Origin of the sequence: Pulveribacter sp., from assembly GCF_032079985.1 — a bacterium.
Classification (GTDB): domain Bacteria; phylum Pseudomonadota; class Gammaproteobacteria; order Burkholderiales; family Burkholderiaceae_C; genus Melaminivora.
In genome coordinates this window covers 139,121-160,443 of the sequence record NZ_DAMATK010000004.1, presented here as the reverse complement: position 1 = coordinate 160,443, position 21,323 = coordinate 139,121, and the positions used below count along the sequence as shown (strand labels likewise).

Annotated in this window: 20 protein-coding genes and 1 tRNA gene; 13 read left to right on the top strand and 8 right to left on the bottom strand. The window is 69.8% G+C overall.

The window, feature by feature from the left end:
* Positions 1-57: 57 nt before the first annotated feature.
* The 4 genes from RT282_RS13280 to RT282_RS13265 all read right to left on the bottom strand — a co-directional run bounded on the left by RT282_RS13280 (position 58) and on the right by RT282_RS13265 (position 3,074).
* Positions 58-312 carry a Fis family transcriptional regulator gene (locus RT282_RS13280; protein ID WP_312306282.1) on the bottom strand — a complete coding sequence of 85 codons (255 nt, stop codon included), beginning with the start codon at positions 310-312 and terminating at the stop codon, positions 58-60.
* Complete coding sequence (dusB, locus tag RT282_RS13275) at positions 309-1,355, bottom strand: tRNA dihydrouridine synthase DusB (protein WP_313314881.1); 1,047 nt, start codon at positions 1,353-1,355, stop codon at positions 309-311. Before dusB ends, RT282_RS13280 begins: the two co-directional genes overlap by 4 nt.
* 110 nt (positions 1,356-1,465) lie before the next feature.
* Entirely contained in the window at positions 1,466-2,302 is an 837-nt protein-coding gene (locus RT282_RS13270) for a cytochrome c (protein ID WP_313314879.1), read from the bottom strand.
* A gap of 28 nt (positions 2,303-2,330) precedes the next feature.
* Positions 2,331-3,074 carry a M15 family metallopeptidase gene (locus tag RT282_RS13265; RefSeq protein ID WP_313314877.1) on the bottom strand — a complete coding sequence of 248 codons (744 nt, stop codon included), beginning with the start codon at positions 3,072-3,074 and terminating at the stop codon, positions 2,331-2,333.
* Between the two features lie 109 nt (positions 3,075-3,183).
* On the opposite strand from RT282_RS13265, the gene RT282_RS13260 reads away from it, so the two are divergent.
* Positions 3,184-3,702 carry a YqaA family protein gene (locus tag RT282_RS13260; RefSeq protein WP_312307293.1) on the top strand — a complete coding sequence of 173 codons (519 nt, stop codon included), beginning with the start codon at positions 3,184-3,186 and terminating at the stop codon, positions 3,700-3,702.
* A 67-nt stretch (positions 3,703-3,769) separates the two neighbouring features.
* On the opposite strand, the gene rarD is transcribed toward RT282_RS13260, so the two are convergent.
* Positions 3,770-4,648, bottom strand: a complete 879-nt coding sequence (gene rarD, locus RT282_RS13255; RefSeq protein ID WP_313314874.1) for an EamA family transporter RarD — start codon at positions 4,646-4,648, stop codon at positions 3,770-3,772.
* A gap of 289 nt (positions 4,649-4,937) precedes the next feature.
* Here rarD and RT282_RS13250 point away from each other — a divergent pair, with 289 nt between their 5' ends.
* Positions 4,938-5,717 carry an EAL domain-containing protein gene (locus RT282_RS13250; RefSeq protein ID WP_409519487.1) on the top strand — a complete coding sequence of 260 codons (780 nt, stop codon included), beginning with the start codon at positions 4,938-4,940 and terminating at the stop codon, positions 5,715-5,717.
* Positions 5,718-5,913: 196 nt separating this feature from the next.
* On the top strand, positions 5,914-6,894 hold the full coding sequence (locus tag RT282_RS13245) for a tripartite tricarboxylate transporter substrate binding protein (RefSeq protein WP_312303549.1): 981 nt from the start codon (positions 5,914-5,916) through the stop codon (positions 6,892-6,894).
* Between the two features lie 71 nt (positions 6,895-6,965).
* Here RT282_RS13245 and RT282_RS13240 read toward each other — a convergent pair whose 3' ends face one another.
* Both RT282_RS13240 and ychF read right to left on the bottom strand, forming a co-directional pair.
* Positions 6,966-8,147 (bottom strand): isochorismate synthase, encoded by a 1,182-nt coding sequence (locus RT282_RS13240; RefSeq protein ID WP_312303551.1) that lies wholly within the window; start codon positions 8,145-8,147, stop codon positions 6,966-6,968.
* Positions 8,144-9,238, bottom strand: a complete 1,095-nt coding sequence (ychF, locus tag RT282_RS13235; RefSeq protein WP_312756692.1) for a redox-regulated ATPase YchF — start codon at positions 9,236-9,238, stop codon at positions 8,144-8,146. The genes RT282_RS13240 and ychF overlap by 4 nt, the downstream gene beginning before the upstream one ends.
* Before the next feature lie 124 nt (positions 9,239-9,362).
* Here ychF and RT282_RS13230 point away from each other — a divergent pair, with 124 nt between their 5' ends.
* From RT282_RS13230 to RT282_RS13210, 5 genes are all read left to right on the top strand, one after another.
* Positions 9,363-10,493, top strand: a complete 1,131-nt coding sequence (locus tag RT282_RS13230; protein WP_313314871.1) for an FAD-dependent monooxygenase — start codon at positions 9,363-9,365, stop codon at positions 10,491-10,493.
* A gap of 86 nt (positions 10,494-10,579) precedes the next feature.
* Positions 10,580-11,299, top strand: coding sequence for a DsbC family protein (locus tag RT282_RS13225; RefSeq protein ID WP_313314869.1), 720 nt, complete (start codon positions 10,580-10,582; stop codon positions 11,297-11,299).
* 123 nt (positions 11,300-11,422) lie between these two features.
* Positions 11,423-13,204, top strand: a complete 1,782-nt coding sequence (locus RT282_RS13220) for a peptidase M61 (protein ID WP_313314867.1) — start codon at positions 11,423-11,425, stop codon at positions 13,202-13,204.
* Between the two features lie 78 nt (positions 13,205-13,282).
* Entirely contained in the window at positions 13,283-14,062 is a 780-nt protein-coding gene (locus RT282_RS13215; RefSeq protein ID WP_313314864.1) for an enoyl-CoA hydratase, read from the top strand.
* A 40-nt stretch (positions 14,063-14,102) separates the two neighbouring features.
* Positions 14,103-14,179: transfer RNA gene (locus RT282_RS13210), tRNA-Met, on the top strand.
* A gap of 70 nt (positions 14,180-14,249) precedes the next feature.
* Here the strand turns inward: RT282_RS13210 and RT282_RS13205 are convergent.
* Complete coding sequence (locus RT282_RS13205) at positions 14,250-15,839, bottom strand: methyl-accepting chemotaxis protein (protein WP_313314861.1); 1,590 nt, start codon at positions 15,837-15,839, stop codon at positions 14,250-14,252.
* Positions 15,840-16,026: 187 nt separating this feature from the next.
* Here RT282_RS13205 and RT282_RS13200 point away from each other — a divergent pair, with 187 nt between their 5' ends.
* Genes RT282_RS13200 through RT282_RS13180 form a run of 5 tightly spaced genes read left to right on the top strand, consistent with a single transcriptional unit; the run spans position 16,027 to position 21,302 of the window.
* Positions 16,027-16,431 carry a hypothetical protein gene (locus RT282_RS13200; protein ID WP_312756352.1) on the top strand — a complete coding sequence of 135 codons (405 nt, stop codon included), beginning with the start codon at positions 16,027-16,029 and terminating at the stop codon, positions 16,429-16,431.
* 16 nt (positions 16,432-16,447) lie between these two features.
* Positions 16,448-17,800: a tRNA (N6-isopentenyl adenosine(37)-C2)-methylthiotransferase MiaB gene (gene miaB, locus RT282_RS13195; protein ID WP_312756350.1), complete on the top strand. Its 1,353-nt coding sequence runs from the start codon at positions 16,448-16,450 to the stop codon at positions 17,798-17,800.
* Between the two features lie 23 nt (positions 17,801-17,823).
* Entirely contained in the window at positions 17,824-19,278 is a 1,455-nt protein-coding gene (locus RT282_RS13190; RefSeq protein WP_313314857.1) for an ATP-binding protein, read from the top strand.
* Positions 19,268-19,861, top strand: a complete 594-nt coding sequence (locus tag RT282_RS13185) for a hypothetical protein (RefSeq protein ID WP_313314854.1) — start codon at positions 19,268-19,270, stop codon at positions 19,859-19,861. The genes RT282_RS13190 and RT282_RS13185 overlap by 11 nt, the downstream gene beginning before the upstream one ends.
* Positions 19,862-19,874: 13 nt before the next feature.
* On the top strand, positions 19,875-21,302 hold the full coding sequence (locus RT282_RS13180) for a sigma 54-interacting transcriptional regulator (RefSeq protein ID WP_313081744.1): 1,428 nt from the start codon (positions 19,875-19,877) through the stop codon (positions 21,300-21,302).
* Positions 21,303-21,323 lie beyond the last annotated feature (21 nt).

Genomic DNA, 21,323 nt, shown 5'->3' with positions numbered 1-21,323 from the left:
AATCGGGCTCTAGCCCTTGCTGGGCAAGCACTGGAAGCTATCAAATTGAATAGCTCTTCAGAGCAATTGATGCTCCACCAGCTTCTTGCGCAGCGTGTTGCGGTTCAGGCCCAGCCACTGGGCGGCGCGCGACTGGTTGTTGTCCGCCTGGCTCATGACCACCTCCAGCAGGGGCTTCTCCACCAGGCGCACGACCATGTCGTACACGCCGTCGGGCGCTTCGCCGCCGAGGTCGCGAAAGTAGCTGTGCAGGCTGTCGCGCACGCACTGCTGCAGGCCGCTGCCGCCGCCTTGGTTTGGGGTGCTGCTCATGCTGGTATCTGTTGCTCGTTGCTGGCCGTGGCCGCGGCGGCCGGCAACCGGTCCATGCGCGCACCCAGGGCGTCAAAGTAATCGGCCACGGTCTGCCACTGCGCGGCAGCATCCAGCGTGGCGTTGATGTGCTGGCGCAGTTGCTCGCCGCCGGGCAGCTGGCGCACATACCAGGCGATGTGCTTGCGCGCGCTGCGCACGCCGGTGTCCTCGCCATAGAGCCGGTAGTGGTCTTGCAGGTGCGCCAGCAGCAGGCGGCGCACCTCGGCCACCAGCGGCGGCGCCAGGTGCTGGCCCGTGGCCAGGTAGTGGCCGATCTCGCGAAAAATCCACGGCCGGCCCTGCGCCGCGCGGCCCACCATGAGGGCGTCGGCGCCGGTGGCGGCCAGCACGGCGCGCGCCTTCTCGGGGCTGTCGATGTCGCCGTTGGCCACCACGGGCACGCGCACGGCGGCCTTCACGGCGGCAATGGTGTCGTACTCGGCCTGGCCGCGGTAGCCCTGCTCGCGCGTGCGTCCGTGCACGGTGAGCATCTGGATGCCCACGTCCTCCAACTGGCGCGCCAGCTGCACGGCGTTCTTGTGTTCGTCGCACCAGCCGGTGCGCATCTTCAGCGTGACGGGCACGCCGCGCGGCGCGCAGGCGGCCACCACGGCGGCGGCAATCTGCACGGCCAGCAGCTCGTTTTGCATCAGCGCCGAGCCGGCCCACTTGTTGCAGACCTTCTTGGCCGGGCAGCCCATGTTGATGTCGATGATCTGCGCGCCGCGGTCGATGTTGTAGACGGCGGCCTCGGCCATCATGTCCGCGTCGGTGCCGGCGATCTGCACGGCGATCGGCCCGCTCTCGCCGTCGTGGTTGGCGCGCCGGCTGGTCTTCAGGCTGTCCCACAGGTCGCGCCGCGAGGTCACCATCTCGCTGACCGCGTAGCCCGCGCCCAGCTGCTTGCACAGCTGGCGGAAGGGCCGGTCCGTCACGCCCGCCATGGGGGCGACGAACAGGCGGTTGGGCAGGGCATGGGAGCCGATGCGCAGGTCGGACATTGGGGGCGCAGTACAGGGGCAAAACGGGCGGAAGGGGGAGGCGATTGTACCTGCCCAAATTTTCAGCAGCCGAAAAGCGGGCCGCGCCTTTCAGCCCCTGACGACGCCCGTCAGCGCCGCTCGGCCATATGGGCCAGGTACGCGATCAGCTCGTCGATCTGCGTCTCGCTCAGCTGCTCCGGAGTGAACGCCGGCATGGTGTGCGCGGGCCAGATGCGCACGCTTTTCGGGTCGCGCAGCAGGCGGCGCAGCGCCTGGGGCTGGAAGTACTGTGTAGGGTTCATGGGCCGGTTCAGATCTGGACCCATGGTGGCGCCGCCGGCGCCGTTCAGGGTGTGGCAGACCAGGCACTGGGTGATGAACACGGGCTGGCCGCGCCGCGCCGGGTGGTCGGCGGCCAGCTGCGGCGCCACGGCGATTTGCGGCCAGCGGCGCTCGGGCGCCTCACGCACGGCCAGGCGGGCCACGGCGTAGGGCCACTGCTCGCTGCTCACGCCCTCGGCCACGGGCCAGACGATGTAGAACGGCCCGGCCGAATGCGCCTTGCCCGGCAGCGCCGGCCAGGGCGCCTGCGCCGGCTCGATGGCCAGCCAGGGCTGGCTGCGCCCACCGGCGGTGCCGTCCAGCACCAGGGCGCCGGGCAGCTGGGCCACGAAGCCATCGGTGGCGACCACCTCCAGCGTGTCGGCACGGCTCAGGCCCAGCTCGCGCAGCGCCACGGCCAGGGGCACGGCGCGGTAGCGCATGGCGCGGCCATAGGCCACGTCCTGCGGCACGTCGATGTCGCGCGCCTGGGGGTGGGCGGCCAGCGCCGCGCCATCGAGCTGCGCCGGCCCGCGCGGGCCCTCCAGCTGCAGCGTCACCGCCCGCGCCGGGTGCGCCCAGGCCGTCAGGCACAGGGCGGCGAGCAGGAAGGCGGCGGGCATCCATCGCAGGGCGGCGGGCATGGCGTGTCTCCCTGGCAATCGTGTGCGCTCAGCGCACCGGCACGTTCAGGTAGCGCTGCGGCCAGGGCTCGCGCTCCAGCGTGTAGTGCCACCATTCCTCGGGCAGGTTGCGCCAGCCGTGGCGCTGCATCAGCGCGCGCAGCCACTGGCGGTTGTGCTGCACGTCGGGCGGCTGGTCGGTGCTGTCGGTGTGCGAGCGCTCGTCGAACAGGTCGAAGGGCGTGCCCATGTCGGCCTCGCTGCCGTCGGCCAGCGGGCCGGCCAGGACCTGGCGGGCGCGCACGCCGTCGACGACCACCAGCGTCAGGTCCACCGTGCTGCCGCGGCTGTGGCCGGAGCGCTCGGCGATGTAGCCGCGCTGGAACAGCGCTTCCTTGGGCACGTGGGGGTAGTAGGCGGCCTTGGTCTTTTGGTCCTGCAGGTCGCGGCCCCAGCGCACGAAATCGTCCACCGCGGCCTGCGGCCGGTAGCAGTCGAAGACCTTCACGCGCAGGCCCAGGGGCTCCACCTCGCGCTGCACCGCCGCCAGCGCCTGCGCCGCGGGCGGGCTGAGCCAGCAGCGCGCCGCCTCGTAGCCGGCCACCGGGCGGCCCAGGAAGTTGTCGCTGCCGTGGTAGCGCATGTCCTGCTGCACGCCCGGCGCCACGCTGGCCAGCGGCACCAGGCCGTCGGCCGCGCCGCCGCTGCCTGCGCCGGGCAGTGCGCAACCGCCCAGCATCAGTACTACCCCCGCCGCTGCGGCGCCCATCCCCGTGCAAAACCTGCGAACCATCGCTGCCCTCCTACGTTCTTGTGACCACGCACCATACAAGAGGCCGGGCGCGCCGGGCAAGCCGGGCCCGCCTGCCAGCCCCTAAACTCGCCCTCCCATGGAAGCCTGGATGCAACAGCTGCTTGGCGCACTGGCGCTGCCGCAGTTCGGCCTGACCACCGTGTTCCTGGTGGCCTTCGTCTCGGCCACGCTGCTGCCGGTGGGCTCGGAACCGGCGGTGTTCGGGCTGATCAAGCTCAACCCCGAACTGTTCTGGCCCGCCGTGCTGGCGGCCACGGCGGGCAACACGCTGGGCGGCGCCGTGAGCTGGTGGATGGGCCTGGGCGCGCACAAGGCCTGGCATGCCGCGCGCAGCCAAAGCGGCGCCGTCCGGCGCATGCCGCGCCAGCTGCCGCGCAATGAGCGCCTGCTGCGCGTGTGGCTGCGCCGCTGGGGGGCGCGCGCCTGCCTGCTGAGCTGGCTGCCCGTGGTGGGCGACCCGCTGTGCGCCGTCGCCGGCTGGCTGCGCCTGCCGTTCTGGCCCTGCCTGGCCTATATGGCGGTGGGCAAGTTCCTGCGCTACCTGCTCATGACTGCGGCGCTGCTGCACGCCGTGCCGGCGGAGTGGGTCCGCTGGCTGCACGGCTGACTATGGTTTTGATAGCTTCCAGCGCTTGACTGGCGAGCGTTTGAGCCACGTTTGACTGGCATTCTTTTCATCCAACCCGCGCCGCACGGTGCTGCCAGACGCCTTCCAGCGTGAACAGCGCCAGCGCCACCCAGATCAGCACAAAGCCCACCAGCCGCACCGGCTGCACCGATTCGCCCAGCAGCCAGATGCCGCTGAGAAACTGCAGGCTGGGCGCGATGTACTGCAGCAGCCCCATGGTGGCCAGCGGAATGCGCCGCGCCCCGGCGGCGAACAGCAACAGCGGCACGGCCGTGACCGGCCCGGCCGACAGCAGCCACAGCGCATCCGCCACGCCAGCGTGCGGCCAGGCGGCCTGGCCCAGCCACGCCCACCAGGCCAGCAGGCCCACGGCCAGGGGCGCCAGCAGCGCCGTTTCCAGCGCCAGGCCGTGCAGCGCCCCCAGCGGCGCCATCTTGCGCAGCAGGCCGTAGCCGCAGAAGGTGAGCGCGATGAACAGGCCGATCCACGGCAGCTGCCCGGCCTGCACGGTGAGCCACAGCACGCCCAGCGCGGCGACGCCCACGGCCAGCCACTGGCCGCGGCGCGGGCGCTCGTGCAGCACGGCGTAGCCCAGCGCCACGTTGAGCAGCGGCAGGATGAAGTAGCCCAGGCTGGCGTCCAGCACGTGTCCGGCGTTGATGGCCCAGACGTAGACCAGCCAGTTGGCCGCCAGCAGCAGCGCCGACAGCGCAAACACGCCCACCAGCCGCGGCTGGCGCAGCGCCGGCGCTATCCAGCCCAGCTGCCGCCGTGCCACCAGCACCACGGCCACGAAGACCAGCGACCACAGCGTGCGATGGGCGATCACCTCCAGCGCGGAGACGCTGGCCAGCTGGCGAAAGTACAGGGGAAACAGGCCCCAGGCGGTATAGGCCAGGGTTGCGTAGAGGATGCCGGGGTGCATGCAGGGCCGTGGGTTGAGGGAGCAAAGCGGATCGGCCAGCCCGCCCCGGTGCGGGGCTGCGGCACTGGCGGGTGTGCCGCACGGGCAGGGCGCGAACCGGAAACCCTGGCCCACATCCGGCGCTGATTGTGCTCTGCGCCGCGCTACCCGGCCGTGGCCGCGCATGAACCCTTTGCCCCGTAGGGCGCAGCCGGGGCAGGCCGGCAGGCCGCGCCCACCTGTGCCACCATGCCTGCCCTGTGCGTGCATCCGCATGCCAACGAACGCCCCGCCCTGCAGGCCCCTCCCCATGACCTTGATCCAGATGCCCCAGGACGCGGCGCAGCAGCCCGCCACGGGCTGCGCCGGCTGCATGAATGCCGCCCCGCTGCCCTTCGATTTCGATTTTGCCTACCAACCCATCGTGGACCTGGCCACGCGCCAGGTCTGGGCGCAGGAGGCACTGGTGCGCGGCAGCGCGGGCCAGGGTGCCGGCTGGGTGCTGGGCCAGGTCACCCACGACAACCGCTACAGCTTTGACCAGGCCTGCCGCGTCAAGGCCATCGCCACCGCCGCCAGTCTGGGCCTGCAGGCGCGGGTGTCGATCAACTTCCTGCCCAACGCCGTCTACCGGCCCGAGCTGTGCATCCGCACCACGCTGGCCGCCGCGCGCCAGCACGGCCTGGCGCTGGAACGCATCGTCTTCGAGGTCACCGAGGGCGAACGCGTCGAGGATGGCCCGTGGCTGGCGACCATCCTGCGCGAGTACCAGCGCTTCGGCTTCCTGACGGCCATCGACGACTTCGGCGCCGGCTACGCCGGCCTGGCGCTGCTGGCGGACTTCCAGCCCGACGTCGTCAAGCTGGACATGGCGCTGGTGCGCGGCGTGGACACCAGCCGCGCCCGCCAGGCCATCGCACGCGGGCTGCTGCGCATCTGCCAGGAGCTGGACATCCAGGTCATCGCCGAGGGCATAGAGACCGCGGGCGAGCGCGACTTCTTCCTGGCCGAAGGGGTGACGCTGATGCAGGGCTACCTGTTCGCGCGCCCGGCGTTTCGCGCCCTGCCCGGCGCTGCGCAAATAGACTGACGTGCCACGTCGCGCAGCGGATGAACGGCGCGGGTGCCACGCGGGCCGGATGCCGCGCGAGGCAGGCGTTAGCATCTGTGACTGGTGGAGCGCTAGGCCGGCTTGTTGCAATGCTGGCCAGCGCGGATCATCTCGACTGCAAGCGCTCCATTCCGCCTGAACCGCCCTTCCTTGACCATCAGAAAGATCCTTGGAGATGAAACTACTTGCCCTGCGCAGCCTGTCTGCCCTGCTGTCGATAGGCCTGATGGCGGTCGCCAGCGCTCAGAGCGCCGCCTGGCCCGCCAAGCAACCCCTGACGCTGATCGTCCCCTTCGGACCCGGCTCCAGCCCCGACACCTTGGCCCGCGCAGTGGCCGAGGAAGCGGGCAAGACTCTCCAGCAGAGCATCGTGGTGCAGAACAAGCCCGGCGCCAGCGGCAACCTCGGCACCGACGCCATCGCCAAGGCCAAGCCCGACGGCTACACCTTCGGCGTGTCCATCACCGGCCCGCTGGTCAACAACACGGTCATCTACAAGAACCTGCCCTACCAGCCCGCTACCGACCTGACGCCGCTTACGCTGGCCGTGCACCAGTACAACGTGCTCGTGGTGCCCACCAATTCGCCCATCAAGTCGCTGCCCGACCTGGTGGCCGAAATGAAGAAGCCCGGCGCCAAGCTGAACTTCCCCAGCACCGGCGCGGGCACCGTGTCGCACCTGGCGGTGGAGCTGCTGCTGGACCGCGTGGGCGGCAAGGCGCTGCACGTGCCCTACAAGTCCTCGCCCGACGCCGTCACATCGCTGCTGAGCGGCGACACCACCTTCGCCGCGCTGCCGCCCGTGGCAGTGATGCCCATGGTGCAGGACGGGCGCCTGCGCGCCATCGCCGCCGTGTCCGCCAAGCGCCTGGCCTTTTTGCCCGACACGCCCACCGTGGCCGAGCTGGGCTACCCCGGCGTGGAGGGTTCGGGCTGGATCGGCTTCGTGGCCCCCGCCGGCATTCCGGCCGACGTGAAGGCCCGCCTGAACGCCGCGCTCACCCAGGCGCTCGCCTCGCCGGCCGTGGGCCAGCGTCTCAAGACCATGCACATGGAAGCGGCGCCGACCTCGCCCGAGGCCTTCGGCCAGTACATGACCGAGGAGCTGCAGCGCTGGTCGCCGCTGATCAAGCGCCTGAACCTCGCGGAAAACTGATCCGCCGCGTCAGCAAAAAGGGCCTGCCAGCGCAACACGCTGGCAGGCCCTTTTTTTGGAGCGCCGCGCCGTCAGGCAATAGCGCGCATGAAGGTTTCCATCTTCATCGCCGTCTCGCGGATCTCGCTGTCCGGGTCGGAGCCGGCCACCGTGCCCGCGCCCGCGTAGAGGCGCAGGCGGCGGTCGCCGTCATACCTGGCGCAGCGCAGCGTCAGCGCCCATTCGCCGTCGCCGCCCTCGCGCTGCCAGCCCACGAGCCCCGCGAAGTATTCGCGGTCGAACGGCTCCAGCGCCTGGATGTGCGCGAACGCCTGCGCCGTCGGAAAGCCGCAGATCGCCGGCGTGGGGTGCAGCGCGCAGGCCAGTTCCAGCGCCGACATGGCGGGATCCTTGAGGCGGCCGGTGATGAAGGTCGACAGGTGCCAGAGCGCATCGGTGCCGATCACCGACGGCCCATCGGGCACGTCCAGATCGTCGCAGTGCGCGCGCAGGATGCGCATGATGTCGCTGACCACGTAGCTGTGCTCGCGCAGGTCCTTCTCGGAGACGGCCAGGCCCTCGCGGCGCGCCTGGTCTTCGGCCGGATCGGCCACGCGCGGGATGGAACCGGCCAGCGGGTTGATGAACACCCGGTCACCCTCGCGGCGCACCAGCAGCTCGGGGCTGGCGCCCAGCATGACGGCGGCGGGCTTGTCGGCGGCCGCATCGCATTCCCAGGCAGGCACGGCGAAGGTGTAGCCGTGCGCGTTGCGGCGCAGCAGATCGCGCAGCACGTCGGCACAGGCGATGGGCGCGTCCAGCTCCACGTCCATGGCGCGCGACAGCACGATCTTGCGCACATCGCCCTGCGCATACAGGTCCAGCGCCTGGCGCACCATGTCGCCATAGACCTCCGGTGCGGGCACAGGCTGGCGCTGCATTACCGCGGGCCGGCGGCCGGCCGGTGCGGGCGCGGCGCCGCGCGGCGGCACGGGCGCCGCCTGCAGGTCGCGCGCAATGGTAAAGCTGGCCTTGCACGCAGTGTCGAACGGCACCAGGCCGAAAAGCACGGGCTCGGCGATGCCCGCCTCGCGCGCCCGCCCGAACAGGCGGCGGATGCCCTCGGCGCTCACCGGCTCGTGGGCGCGCACGGCGCCCTCCAGGCCGTGCGAGCGCTGCTGCAGCGTGGGCGAGGCAAAAAACACCTCGCCGTGCGCGAGGCAGTCCACCAACCAGCCGTCGGCCGGCGTACCCTGGTCGTGCGGCGCCGTCATACGTTGAACAGGAAGTTCATCACGTCGCCATCCTTGACGACGTATTCCTTGCCCTCGGCGCGCATCTTGCCGGCGTCCTTGGCGCCCTGCTCGCCCTTGAACTGCAGGTAGTCGTCGAAGGCGATGGTCTGGGCACGGATGAAGCCGCGCTCGAAGTCGCCGTGGATGACACCGGCGGCCTGCGGGGCGGTGTCGCCCTTGTGAATCGTCCAGGCGCGCACTTCCTTCACGCCGGCGGTGAAGTAGGTCTGCAGGCCCAGCAGGTCATAGCCGGCGCGGATCAGGCGGTTCAGGCCGGGCTCCTCCAGCCCCATCTCCTGCAGGAACATGGCGCGGTCATCGTCGTCCATCTCGGCCATTTCGGCTTCGATCTTGGCGCAGATGGCGACCACCGGCGCGCCTTGCGCGGCGGCGTACTCTTTCAGCTTGTCCAGCAGCGGGTTGTTCTCGAAGCCATCCTCGGCCACGTTGCCGACGAACATCGCCGGCTTGGCGGTGATCAGGCAGAACTGCTTGAGCAGCGGCGCGTCCTCCTTGGACACCTCCACCGTGCGCGCCGGCTTGCCCTCGTTCAGCGCCGCCTGGATCGGCGTCAGCAGCGCGACCAGCTTGGCGGCTTCCTTGTCGTTGCCGCTCTTGGCGGCCTTCGCGTAGCGGTTCAGGGCCTTTTCCACCGTGGCCAGGTCGGCCAGGCACAGCTCGGTCTGGATGACCTCGATGTCGGCGATCGGGTCCACGCGGCCGGCCACGTGGATCACGTTCTCGTCCTCAAAGCAGCGCACCACGTTGACGATGGCGTCCGTCTCGCGGATGTGCGCCAGGAACTGGTTGCCCAGGCCCTCGCCCTGGCTGGCGCCGGCCACCAGGCCGGCGATGTCCACGAACTCGACAATGGCCGGCACGGTGCGCTCAGGGCTGACGATCTGGGCCAGCTGGTCCAGGCGCGGGTCGGGCACCTCGACCACGCCGGTGTTGGGCTCGATGGTGCAAAACGGGTAGTTCTCGGCGGCGATGCCGGCCTTGGTCAGGGCGTTGAACAGGGTGGACTTGCCGACGTTGGGCAGGCCCACGATGCCGCATTTCAGGCTCATGGCGCTCAGGCTTTCTGGGTGTCTGGGGAAACCCGCGATTCTAGGACGCCGGCCCCAAAGCCCCTTCTTGAGCGCCCGCGGGCGCCCGCACGGGGCTCCCGGGGCGGCTCCTACAATCCGCCGCATGGCGCAGACATTCGACATATGCATCCGCGGCGCGGGCGTGGTGGGCCGCACGCTGGCCCTTCTCTTGGCGCGCGAGCGGCTGCGCGTGGCGCTGGTGGCGCCGCCGGCCCCCGCCGACGCCGCGCCCGACGTGCGCGCCTATGCGCTGAACGGCGCCTCACAGGCGCTGCTGCAGTCGCTGCGCGCCTGGCCTGACGCCGAACACGCCACGCCCGTGCTGCGCATGCAGGTGGCGGCCGACCAGGACGGCGCCGTGCATTTCGACGCCGCGGATCAGGGCCGCGAGGCGCTGGCCTGGATCGTCGACGTGCCGGCCCTGGAGGCGCGGCTGGTGGAAGCCGTGCGCTTTCAGCCCCAGGTCGAGGTGGTCCCGGCGCCCGTGGCCGCGCCGCTGACGGTGGTCTGCGAAGGCCGTGCCAGCCGCACGCGCGAGCAGTTCGGCGTGGATTTCGACGTCACCCCCTACGGCCAGACCGCCGTGGCCACGCGGCTGCAGTGCGAGCTGCCCCACGGCCAGGTGGCGCGCCAGTGGTTCGGCGCGGACGGCAGCATCCTGGCCTTCCTGCCCCTGGGCGGGCCGCAGGGGAACTTGGTGGCCGTGGTCTGGTCTGTCTCCCATGACCAGGCGGCTCAGGCTCTTGCCCTCGATGACGACAGCTTCACCCAGCAGCTGGCCCAGGCCAGCCACGGCGCGCTGGGCGCACTGCACGTGAGCGGGCCGCGCGCCAGCTGGCCGCTGCAGCAGGCGCAGGCGCGTCGCTGGTGCGGCCACCTGCCCGGCCAGCCGCAGCAGGCCTGGGCGCTGGCCGGCGATGCGGCGCACAACGTGCACCCGCTGGCCGGCCAGGGCCTGAACCTGGGCCTGGCCGATGCACAAGCGCTGGCGCGCGTGCTGCATCGGCGCGAGAGCTGGCGTCAGCTGTCCGACCTGCGCCTGCTGCGCCGCTACGAGCGCGAGCGCAAGGCGGCGCTGCTGCCGGCCAGCCTGGTCATGGACGGGCTGCAGCAGCTGTTTTCCCGCCGCGAGGCGGGCCTGGCGGCGCTGCGCAACTGGGGCATGAACGGCTTCGAGCGCAGCGGCCCGCTGAAGGCCTGGGTGGCCCGCCAGGCCATGGGCTCGGGCGCCTGACTTACCCCTATCTTCTTTACCCGCCACCGATACCCGCGCCGGCCGCCGCGCCCGCGGCCCCTGACCACCACACGATGATCACCACCATGAAACCCCTTCACGCCCTGCTCGCCGCGGCGGCCCTTCTTCTCTTCGGCGCGCAGGCCAGCGCGCAGGACGCGGCCATCCGCAAGGCGCTGGGCGAGCGCATTCCGCAGCTGTCGCAGATCGACGAGGTGCGGCAAACGCCCATGAAGGGGCTGTACGAGGTGCGCATCGGCACCGACCTGTTCTACACCGACGCCGCGGGCAACTACCTGATCCAGGGCGAGCTGATCGACACCCGCGCGCGGCGCAACCTGACCGAGGACCGCATCAACAAGCTGACGGCGGTGGACTTCAAGTCGCTGCCGCTGCAGGACGCGGTGACCATCGTGCACGGCAAGGGCGAGCGCAAGCTGGCGGTCTTCGAGGACCCCAACTGCGGCTACTGCAAACGCTTCGAGAAGGACATGCAGAACGTCGACAACGTGACGGTGTACCTGTTCCTGTACCCCATCCTGAGCCCGGACTCGGCCGAGAAGTCGCGCAACATCTGGTGCGCCAAGGATCCGGCCGCCACCTGGGACGACTGGATGCTGCGCGACAAGATGCCCGCGGCCAGCAGCTGCGACACCGCCGCGCTGCAGCGCAACCTGGCCTTCGGGCGCAAACACAAGATCACCGGCACGCCCACGCTGATCTTCACCGACGGCTCGCGCGTGCCCGGCGCCATCGGCGCGTCCGATCTGGAAAAGCGCCTGGCCGAGGTGGCCGCGGGCAAGTGACGGCCGCACCGCGTTTGCTCCTGTTTTAAGAGCTTCCAGCGCTTGTTTCAGGCGGCTTTGCGATAGAAAACCATCGCAAATACCCGTCTAGCAAGCGGCAGTAGCTCATCTTTTGATAGCCCAATGACCACCCTGCGCCCCACCTCGGCCGCCGTTCACTACCGCATCGATCCCTCCCTGGTGCACCAGCACCTGTACCGGGTGACGCTCACCGTGCATGCGCCGGCGGCGCGACAGCGGCTGTCGCTGCCGGTGTGGATCCCGGGCAGCTACCTCGTGCGCGAGTTCTCCAAGAACCTGCAGTCGCTCAGCGCCAGCCAGGACGGTCGCCCGGTGGCGCTGACGCAGCTGGACAAGTGCAGCTGGCGCGCCGAATGCGCCGCCGGCCGCCCGCTGGTGCTGAGCTACGAAGTCGCCGCCTACGACACCTCGGTGCGCACGGCCTGGCTGGACGCGTCGCGAGGCTTTTTCAACGGCACCAGCGTCTGCCTGCGCGTGCACGGGCTGGAGGACGCGGCCCACGACATCGAGATCGAGCGCCCGCAGGCGCTGGCCGGCTGGTCGCTGGCCACGGGCCTGCCGCCGCACAAGGTGGCGCGCTCGGGTTTCGGCACCTACCGCGCGCGCGACTACGACGAGCTGGTCGACTGCCCGGTGGAGATGGGCCCGTTCTGGAGCATCCGCTTCACCGCCTGCGGCGTGCCGCACCGCCTGGTGGTGGCCGGCGCCGCCGCCAGCTTCGACAGCGACCGCCTGGTGCGCGACGTGCGCCGCATCTGCCAGGAAACCATCCGCCTGTGGCACGGCGAGGGTCGCCCGCCGTTCGACAGCTACATCTTCCTGCTCAACGTGGTGGCCGACGGCTACGGCGGGCTGGAGCACCGCAACTCCACCGCCCTCATCTGCGGCCGGCGCGACCTGCCGCGCCTGGGCCAGAACGACAAGGAGCTGCAGGCCGGCGAGGGTTACCAGACGCTGCTGGGCCTGATCAGCCACGAGTACTTCCACACCTGGAACGTCAAGCGCCTGCGCCCCGCGCAGTTCGCCCGCTACGACTACGCGCAGGAAAATTACACGCAGCTGCTGTGGTTCTTCGAGGGCTTCACCAGCTACTACGACGACCTGCTGCTGCGCCGCGCCGGCCTGATCGACCACGCCAGCTACCTGCGCGTGCTCGCCAAGACCATCAACCAGGTGCTGCAGACCCCCGGGCGCCACGTGCAGAGCGTGGCCCAGGCCAGCTACGACGCCTGGGTCAAGTACTACCGCCAGGACGAGAACACGCCCAACGCCACCGTCAGCTACTACACCAAGGGCGCGCTGGTCGGCCTGTGTCTGGACCTGGCGCTGCGCCAAGGCGGCCGCGCCACGCTGGACGATGTCATGCGCGCCCTGTGGCAGCGTTGCCAGGCCGGTCCCATGGACGAAGCCGACCTGCTAGCCGTGCTGCGGCAGCTCACGGGCCGCGACTGGTCGCCGCAGATCGCCGCCTGGGTGCACGGCACGGGGGAGCTGCCGCTGGCCGAACTGCTGGCCGCCCACGGCATCACCCTCATCCACCAAGCCGCGCCTCTGGCCCAGCGCCTGGGCCTGCGCGCCGGCGAGGGCCCGGCGGGCGTGCAGGTCAAGACCGTGCTGCGCGGCGGCGCCGCCGAGGCGGCGGGCTTCATGGCCGGTGACGAATGGCTGGGTGTGGAGTTGCCCGGGGAGGCCTGGCGCCTGCAGCAGTTGGACGATGTGCTGCTGTACGCCGGCACGCACACCCAGTTCACCGCCCTGCTGGCGCGCGACCGGCGCCTGCTGCGCCTGCCACTGTCCCTGCCGCCAGCCGATGCCGCCACGGACACCGTGCGCCTGGACGTGGCCGACGCCCAGGCCGCCGGGCGCTGGCTGGGGCCAGCCTGAGTTCGCCCCGAGGGCCGCTATAGTCGTTCGCCTGCCCTTTTTTTCTTTCAGTCAACCACTACATAACGGAGATACCCCGTGGCCTACGAATGCATCGAGGTCCGCACCGAGGCGGACAAGGTCGGCGTCATCACGCTGAACCGGCCCAAGCAACTCAACGCCCTGAACGACCAGCTGATGGACGAACTGGGCGAGGCCCTGAAGGCCTTCGACGCGGACGAGAAGATCGGCTGCATCGTGCTGACGGGCAGCGAAAAGGCCTTTGCCGCCGGCGCGGACATCGGCGCCATGGCCAAGTACAGCTTCGCGGATGCCTACAAGGGCGACTACATCACCCGCAACTGGGAGCAGATCCGCCAGATCAGAAAACCCGTGATCGCCGCCGTGAGGGGCTACGCCCTGGGCGGCGGCTGCGAGCTGGCCATGATGTGCGACTTCATCATCGCCGCCGACAATGCCAAGTTCGGCCAGCCCGAAATCAAGCTGGGTGTGATCCCCGGCGCCGGGGGCACGCAGCGCCTGCCGCGCGCGGTGGGCAAGTCCAAGGCCATGGACATGGCCCTCACCGCCCGCATGATGGACGCCACCGAGGCCGAACGCGCCGGCTTGGTCAGCCGCGTGGTGCCGCTGGACAAACTGATGGAGGAAGCCTTGGGCGCGGCCCTCGTCATCTGCGGTTTCTCCCAGGTCGCCGTGATGGCCGCCAAGGAGACCGTCAACCGCGCCTTCGAGGGCACCTTGAGCGACGGCCTGATGTATGAGCGCCGCCTGTTCCACGCCCTGTTTGCCACCGCCGACCAAAAGGAAGGCATGGACGCCTTCGTGAACAAGCGCGCCGCGAACTTCACGCACCAGTGATTGCCTGGCCGCAAATTTCTGTTCTATAATTTGCGGCTTCGGTGGTATAGCTCAGTTGGTTAGAGCGCAGCATTCATAATGCTGATGTCCCAGGTTCAAGTCCCGGTACCACCACCAAACACCCGCGAAAGCACCAGCAAAAAGGCCCGGACCAACCAGTCCGGGCCTTTTTTGTTGCCTGAAGTCTTCAGGCCGCGTGCGTCAGGGCCGGCACGGCCGCGTGGCCACCCAGGTCAAACACGCTCACCGCCTGCACCAGCGTGTGCGCCTGCTGGTTCAGGCTGGCGGCGGCAGAGGCCATTTCTTCCACCAGCGCGGCGTTCTGCTGCGTGGCCTGGTCCATCTGCGTGACGGCCTCGCCCACTTGCGACACGCCAGCGCTTTGCTCGCTGCTGGCAGCGCTGATCTCGCCCACGATGTCGGCCACGCGGCGGATGCTACCCACCACCTCCTGCATGGTCGCGCCGGCACGGTCCACCAGGGCGCTGCCCTGCTCCACCCGACCCACGCTGTCGGTGATGAGCTGCTTGATCTCCTTGGCAGCCTCCGCGCTGCGCTGCGCCAGGCTGCGCACCTCGCCGGCCACCACGGCGAAGCCCCGGCCCTGCTCGCCGGCGCGGGCCGCCTCCACCGCCGCGTTCAGCGCCAGGATGTTGGTCTGAAAGGCAATGCCGTCGATGACCTGGATGATGTCGGCGATCTTGCGGCTCGATTCATTGATGCCGCGCATGGTGTCCACCACCTGGCCGACCACCTCGCCGCCCTGGGTGGCGACGGTGCTGGCGTTCACGGCCAGCTGGTTGGCCTGGCGCGCGTTGTCGGCGTTCTGGCGCACGGTGGCGCCCAGCTCTTCCATCGACGCTGCCGTCTGCTGCAGCGCACTGGCCTGGCTTTCCGTGCGGCCGGACAGGTCCTGGTTGCCCTGGGCAATCTGCGTGCTGGCCGAGGCCACCGATTCCGAGCCCTGGCGTACGCGGGTGACCACCTGGGCCAGGCTATCGCGCATGGCGCGCATGGCGGCCAGCAGACTGGCGTCGTCCCCAGTGCGCAGGTTCACTTCCACGGCCAGATTGCCCTGGGCAATCTCGCGCGCCACACGCGTGGCGTAGTCGGGCTCGCCACCCAGCTGGCGCATGAGGGAGCGCGTCAGCAGCCACGCCATCACGGCGCCTGCGGCGGCGGCCAGCACGGCCACCAGTCCCATCAGCCACATGGCGGAGCTGGCCCGGCCCTGCACCTCCTGCGCCGTCTCCAGCATGGCTGCCTGCTGCAGCTCGATCAGTTGGCGCAGCGCGCCGAAATAGGCGGCTTGCAGGGGTCGGTTCTCGCGCAGCAGGGCGTCCGAGGCCATGGTGCCTTGCCCGGCCAGCGCCAGGCCGGCGGCCTTGTCGATGGTGGCGTTGTAGCCCGTGCGCACCTTTTCCAGCTGCTCGAAGATCTTGCGGCCCTCGTCCGTCTCCAGGCTGTCGCCTATCTGCTTCAGCAGTGTCTGGTTGGCCTCGCGGGCTTGGTCGATGCGGCGGTTCTCGGCCTCGCGGGCCTCGTCGTCATCCATCATGGCCAGATTGCGCACGGCGCGGGCCACGATGTTCAGGTTGTCCAGCACGTTGTTGAGCCGCTCTATCTTGACCATGCGGTCCTGTACCAGCAGCGTGGTGCTGGCCTGAACGCTCTGCAGCTGGACGCTGCCGAAGACGGCCACGGCCAGACCGGCCAGAATGACCAGCGCAAACCCGAGTCCCAGGCGAGCGCCGACAGTGATGCGGGAGAAGTTCATCCAATCCTCTACTGACGGCCCGGTCGGGAACGCCGCCGGGCCTCATGGTGCAAAACCCGAAATTCTGTAGCAATTAGCAACACATAGCCAATACGGGGGCATTTCGCCGTCCGGGCGTCCCGACGGTCTTTGTGCCTTGGGCACAATCGCTGCCTTTCCCCATTTCCACAGCCTCTGGATAGACACCATGCAACGCTGTTTTCCTTCGCATTCCCGCGCCGCGCTGCTGCTGTGCGGCGCCGCCCTGCTGGCCGGCATGCCGGCCGCCGCATCGGCCCAGCAGGCCCCGGTGGCCGCCGGCCAGCGCACCTTTCCCGCCAACGCCGAACGTGGCACGCTGAAGATCCTCAGCCGCACCCAGGGCGAGCTCAACGGCAAGGCCGTGCGCCTGGCGCCGGGCCTGCGCATCTTCAACCAGCAAAACGCCCTGGTGTTCGCGCACACGTTGGCTGGCGAGCCGCTCACGGTGAACTACGTCATGGAGGCCAGTACCGGCCGGCTGCTCACTGCCTGGCTGCTCACGCCCGCGGAGGCCAAAAGCAAGGCGCGCAAGGGCAGCGCCCCGGCGCCCCAGCCGGCCACGGCGCTGTGAGGTTGGGAACTGCACCATGACGACCAAGAAAGTCTTCATCAAAACCTTCGGCTGCCAGATGAACGAGTACGACTCGGACAAGATGGCCGACGTGATGAAAGCCGCGCAGGGCTATGAGCCCACACAGGACCCGGACGAGGCCGACCTGATCCTCTTCAACACCTGCTCGGTGCGCGAGAAGGCGCAAGAGAAGGTCTTCTCCGACCTGGGCCGCGTCAAGCACCTGAAGGAACGCGGCGTGCTCATCGGCGTGGGCGGCTGCGTGGCCAGCCAGGAGGGCGAGGAGATCATCCGCCGGGCGCCCTTCGTGGACGTGGTCTTCGGCCCGCAGACGCTGCACCGCCTGCCCGAGCTGTTGAACGCCCGCGAGGCACAGCGCCGGCCGCAGGTGGACATCAGCTTTCCCGAGATCGAGAAGTTCGACCACCTGCCGCCCGCGCGCGTCGAGGGCGCCAGCGCCTTCGTCTCCATCATGGAGGGTTGCTCCAAGTACTGCAGCTACTGCGTCGTGCCTTACACGCGCGGCGAAGAGGTCAGCCGCCCGTTCGAAGACGTGCTGGTCGAGGTGGCGGGCCTGGCCGACCAGGGCGTGAAGGAGGTCACACTGCTGGGCCAGAACGTGAACGCCTACCTGGGCGCCATGGGCGACACGGCCGAGAAGGCCGACTTCGCCCTGCTGCTGGAGTATGTGGCCGAGATTCCCGGAATCGAGCGCATCCGCTTCACCACCAGCCACCCCAACGAGTTCACCCCCCGGTTGATCGAGGCCTACGCGCACATTCCAAAGCTGGTCAGCCACTTGCATCTGCCGGTGCAGCACGGCAGCGACCGCATCCTGATGGCCATGAAGCGCGGCTACACGGCCATGGAATACAAGAGCACCATCCGCAAGCTGCGCGCCATTCGGCCCGATATGGCCATGAGCAGCGACTTCATCGTGGGCTTCCCCGGAGAGACCGAGGAAGACTTCCAGAAAATGATGAAGCTGATCGACGATGTGCGCTTCGACAACTCCTTCAGCTTCATCTTCAGCCCGCGCCCCGGCACGCCCGCGGCGAACCTGCACGACGACACGCCGCACGACGTCAAGTTGCGCCGCCTGCAGGAGCTGCAGGCCGTCATCAACCGCAACATCCTGGAGATCAGCCAGGAGCGCGTCGGCACGGTGCAGCGCATCCTCGTGGAAGGTGTGTCCAAGCGCGACGGCAGCGAGCTGATGGGCCGCACGGAGTGCAACCGGGTGGTCAACTTCGCGGGCAACGCCCGGCTGATCGGGCAAATGATCGATGTGCGCATCACCGAGGCCCGCACCTACACGCTGCGCGGCCAGGTGCAGGTGCGCGAGCCGCAACCGGAGCTGGTGCGCTGAACCGCAGCGGCGGCAGGCAGGCCGTGCCCACATCGCAAGCCGCCGCTCGCAAGCGCCGTCCACCCCGGGGCGGCCTGTCGTTCCAGCAGCTGCTGCTGCTGGCGTTTCTCTCCATCGGTGCGCTGCTGGGTGCCAGTTCGCTGCAGGCCCTGGCCACGCTCGAGCAGCTGATGGCGCAAAGCCGCTCGGGTGCGGCCGAGGCCATCGCCCTGGCTGCCGCCGCACAAAACCTGGGCAGCCGCAGCCAGGCGCTGGAGCGAGCGGCGCGCCAGTCGCTCATCCTGGGCGACGCGCAGCTACGTCGGCACTTCGATGAGACACGGCAGGACGCGCAGGCCACGCTGCAGTCGCTGCAGCAGCGCGGCCTGCCGCCGCAGCTGGGCGAGCAGTGGAACGGCCGGTTGGCGCAGGTCGCAGCGCTGCTGCAGGGCCCGGCGGCGCAGTCGCTGGACAGCGAGCGTGCCGTGGCTGCGCTGTTCCTGGACATCGACACGCTGAACGCCGCCATTGCCCAGGCGGTGCAGGAACTCAATGCCCGGCGCAGCGGCGAGCTGATGGAGCGCGTCGAGGCCAGCCGCCGCGCCGTCACCCGGCGCGTCGTGGCCACGCTGGCGCTGGCGGCGCTGCTGGCGCTGGCGCTGGGCGTGTGGCTGGCGCGGCCCTTCAAGCGGCTGGAGCGGGCCATTCGCCGCCTGGGCGAGAACGAGCTGTCGCGCAGCGTGGAGATCGCCGGCCCGGTGGACGTGCGGCGTCTGGGCCAGCAGCTGGAGTGGCTGCGCGTGCGGCTGCTGGAGCTGGAGGCGGACAAGGCGCGCTTTCTGCGTCACATCTCGCACGAGCTGAAGACGCCCCTGGCCTCGCTGCGCGAGGGCGTGGCACTGCTGCAGGAGGGCGTCACGGGCGAACTGGGCGACAGCCAGCGCGAAGTGGTGGAGATCCTGCGTCAGAACACGCTGGCGCTGCAAGCCGAAATCGAAGCGCTACTGCGCTTCAACGCCGCTGCCTTCGAGGCGCGCCAGCTTCAACGCAGCCCGACAGAGCTTTCGGACCTCGTCCAGGCGCAGGTGCAGGCGCAGCGGCTGCAGTTGCAGGCCAAGGATCTGCAGGTGCAGGTGGTGGGCGGGCCGGTGCGGCTCACCGTGGATGCGGAGAAGATGGGCTCGGCCGTGGCCAATCTGCTGTCCAATGCCATCCGCTTCTCGCCGCGTGGCGGCACCATCCGCATCGAGCTGGCGCGGATGGACGGTCGTGTGCGGATCGACCTACACGACGAGGGCCCGGGCGTCCATGACAATGACCGCTTGCATATTTTCGAACCCTTTTACCGGGGCCAGCGCCAGCCGCAGGACACGGCGCGCGGCACGGGCATAGGGCTGTCCATCGTGCGCGAATATGCCATGGCGCATGGCGGCGACGCCATGCTGCTGGACACGGGCCCGCACACTGCCTTCCGTATCGAACTACCCGATGATTCCTAGATGCCTGCTGCTCGCCGCCGCCCTACTGGCCGTGGCGGGCTGCGCCGCCCCCACCCACCAACCGGAAGCCGTGCAACCGGCGCCGGCGGTGGGCTGCAGCCCGCCACCGCCACCCGCGGTGCCACGGCCACCCGAGCCCGAGCCCGAACCGGTTGAGGAGCCGCTCGAGGCCCCGCGAGAGACCCTGAACCCCGCCTTGCAGGAGGCGCTGCAATACGCGGACCACGTGCGCGGCGCCGACGCCCCCGCCCTGGCCGCAGAGATCTCCAGCCTGGACAAGGCCAAGGATGGCCCTCCCGAGCGCCGGCTCTACCTGGCCTTGGCACTGATGCACACCCACCAACCGGCGGACACCGCCCGTGCCCTGGGCCTGACGCAGCGCGTGCTGGAAGACGGCGCCCTGGCCGCGCTGCACCCACTGGCGCGCCTGTTGGAGGAGCGCCTGCTACAGCAGCGGCGGCTGGAAGAGCAGCTGGACCGCCAGTCCCGCCAGCTGCGCGAGGCCCAGCAGCGCAACGAGCAGCTGAGCGAGCGCCTGGAGGCCATGCGCACCCTGGAGCGCAGCCTGAATGCGCCGCGCTGAAGGCTTGTCACTCATGCCATCCCGCCCCTCCAAACCAGCCAGCGAGACCCCCACCGCGCGCCAGCGCATCCTGGTGGTGGATGACGACGCAGACATGCTGCGGCTGTTGTCGCTGCGCCTGAACGCGGCCGGCTACGCGGTCAGCACGGCCGTTTCGGCCGAGGCGGCGCTGACGCAGTTCGAGGCCGAGCGCCCTCAGCTGGTGATCAGCGACGTGCGCCTGCCCGGCCGCGACGGCCTGGCGCTGTTCGACGACATCCGCGCACGCCACCCGGCCATGCCGGTCATCCTGCTCACGGCGCACGGCACTATCCCCGATGCCGTGGAGGCCACGGCGCGCGGCGTGTTCACCTACCTGACCAAGCCCTACGACGCGCGCGAACTGATGGACAAGGTCGCCCAGGCGCTGACCCTGGCGGCCCCTGCCGCCGCGCCGATGCCGCAGGCCGACGAGGGCTGGCGCGCCGAGATCGTCAGCCGCTCCAGCCGCATGGCCGACCTGCTGGCCGACGCGCGCATGGTGGCGCAGTCGGACGCCAGCGTGATGCTGCTGGGCGAGAGCGGCACCGGCAAGGAACTGCTGGCCCGGGCCATCCACCGCGCCAGCCCGCGCGCGGGCCAGCCCTTCGTAGCCGTCAACTGCAGCGCCATTCCCGAGGCGCTGCTGGAGTCCGAGCTGTTCGGCCACGTCAAGGGCGCCTTCACCGATGCCGTGAGCAACCACAAGGGCCTGTTCCAGGCGGCCGAGGGCGGCACGCTGCTGCTGGACGAGATCGGTGACATGCCGCCGGCCCTGCAGGTCAAGCTGCTGCGCGTGCTGCAGGAGCGGGCCGTGCGGCCCGTGGGCTCCAGCCAGTCGATCGCCGTGGACGTGCGCATCCTCTCGGCCACGCACCGCGACTTGGAGGCGGCCATGGCCGCGGGCCAGTTTCGCGAAGACCTGTATTACCGCCTGAACGTGGTCACGCTCAGCCTACCCTCGCTGGCCGAGCGCCGCGAGGACATTTCGCTCCTGGCCAATCACTTCCTGAGCGCGCTGGCACGCAAGTACGGCAAGCGCCTGTCCGGCTTTTCGCCCGAAGCGCTGAAGGCCCTGGGCGCCGCGCCGTGGCCGGGCAACGTGCGCCAGCTCTACAACGTGGTCGAGCAGGTCTGCGCCCTGTCCACCACGCCCCTGGTGCCGCTGAGTCTGGTGCAGCGTGCTCTGCGCATCCCGGCGGTGCAGGTGCTCAGTCTGGCCGAGGCGCGCCAGCGCTTCGAGCGCGACTACCTGGTGGGCCTGCTGAAGATGACGGACGGTAACGCGGCCGATGCCGCCCGGCTGGCGCAGCGCAACCGCACGGAGTTCTACCGGCTGCTGCAAAAGCACGCCCTGACACCCGGCCATTTCAAGGGAGAAGAAGGCCCCAACCCACCTGTCGCCAATGAGCGACATGAATAACCTATTGATTTTCAATAGATT

Bases quoted from the DNA above. Each gene is read 5' to 3' on its own strand.
- RT282_RS13280 (WP_312306282.1), bottom strand. From the start codon at position 312: ATGAGCAGCACCCCAAACCAAGGCGGCGGCAGCGGCCTGCAGCAGTGC.
- dusB (WP_313314881.1), bottom strand. From the start codon at position 1,355: ATGTCCGACCTGCGCATCGGCTCCCATGCCCTGCCCAACCGCCTGTTC.
- RT282_RS13270 (WP_313314879.1), bottom strand. From the start codon at position 2,302: ATGCCCGCCGCCCTGCGATGGATGCCCGCCGCCTTCCTGCTCGCCGCC.
- RT282_RS13265 (WP_313314877.1), bottom strand. From the start codon at position 3,074: ATGGTTCGCAGGTTTTGCACGGGGATGGGCGCCGCAGCGGCGGGGGTA.
- RT282_RS13260 (WP_312307293.1), top strand. From the start codon at position 3,184: ATGCAACAGCTGCTTGGCGCACTGGCGCTGCCGCAGTTCGGCCTGACC.
- rarD (WP_313314874.1), bottom strand. From the start codon at position 4,648: ATGCACCCCGGCATCCTCTACGCAACCCTGGCCTATACCGCCTGGGGC.
- RT282_RS13250 (WP_409519487.1), top strand. From the start codon at position 4,938: ATGACCTTGATCCAGATGCCCCAGGACGCGGCGCAGCAGCCCGCCACG.
- RT282_RS13245 (WP_312303549.1), top strand. From the start codon at position 5,914: ATGAAACTACTTGCCCTGCGCAGCCTGTCTGCCCTGCTGTCGATAGGC.
- RT282_RS13240 (WP_312303551.1), bottom strand. From the start codon at position 8,147: ATGACGGCGCCGCACGACCAGGGTACGCCGGCCGACGGCTGGTTGGTG.
- ychF (WP_312756692.1), bottom strand. From the start codon at position 9,238: ATGAGCCTGAAATGCGGCATCGTGGGCCTGCCCAACGTCGGCAAGTCC.
- RT282_RS13230 (WP_313314871.1), top strand. From the start codon at position 9,363: ATGGCGCAGACATTCGACATATGCATCCGCGGCGCGGGCGTGGTGGGC.
- RT282_RS13225 (WP_313314869.1), top strand. From the start codon at position 10,580: ATGAAACCCCTTCACGCCCTGCTCGCCGCGGCGGCCCTTCTTCTCTTC.
- RT282_RS13220 (WP_313314867.1), top strand. From the start codon at position 11,423: ATGACCACCCTGCGCCCCACCTCGGCCGCCGTTCACTACCGCATCGAT.
- RT282_RS13205 (WP_313314861.1), bottom strand. From the start codon at position 15,839: ATGAACTTCTCCCGCATCACTGTCGGCGCTCGCCTGGGACTCGGGTTT.
- RT282_RS13200 (WP_312756352.1), top strand. From the start codon at position 16,027: ATGCAACGCTGTTTTCCTTCGCATTCCCGCGCCGCGCTGCTGCTGTGC.
- miaB (WP_312756350.1), top strand. From the start codon at position 16,448: ATGACGACCAAGAAAGTCTTCATCAAAACCTTCGGCTGCCAGATGAAC.
- RT282_RS13185 (WP_313314854.1), top strand. From the start codon at position 19,268: ATGATTCCTAGATGCCTGCTGCTCGCCGCCGCCCTACTGGCCGTGGCG.
- RT282_RS13180 (WP_313081744.1), top strand. From the start codon at position 19,875: ATGCCATCCCGCCCCTCCAAACCAGCCAGCGAGACCCCCACCGCGCGC.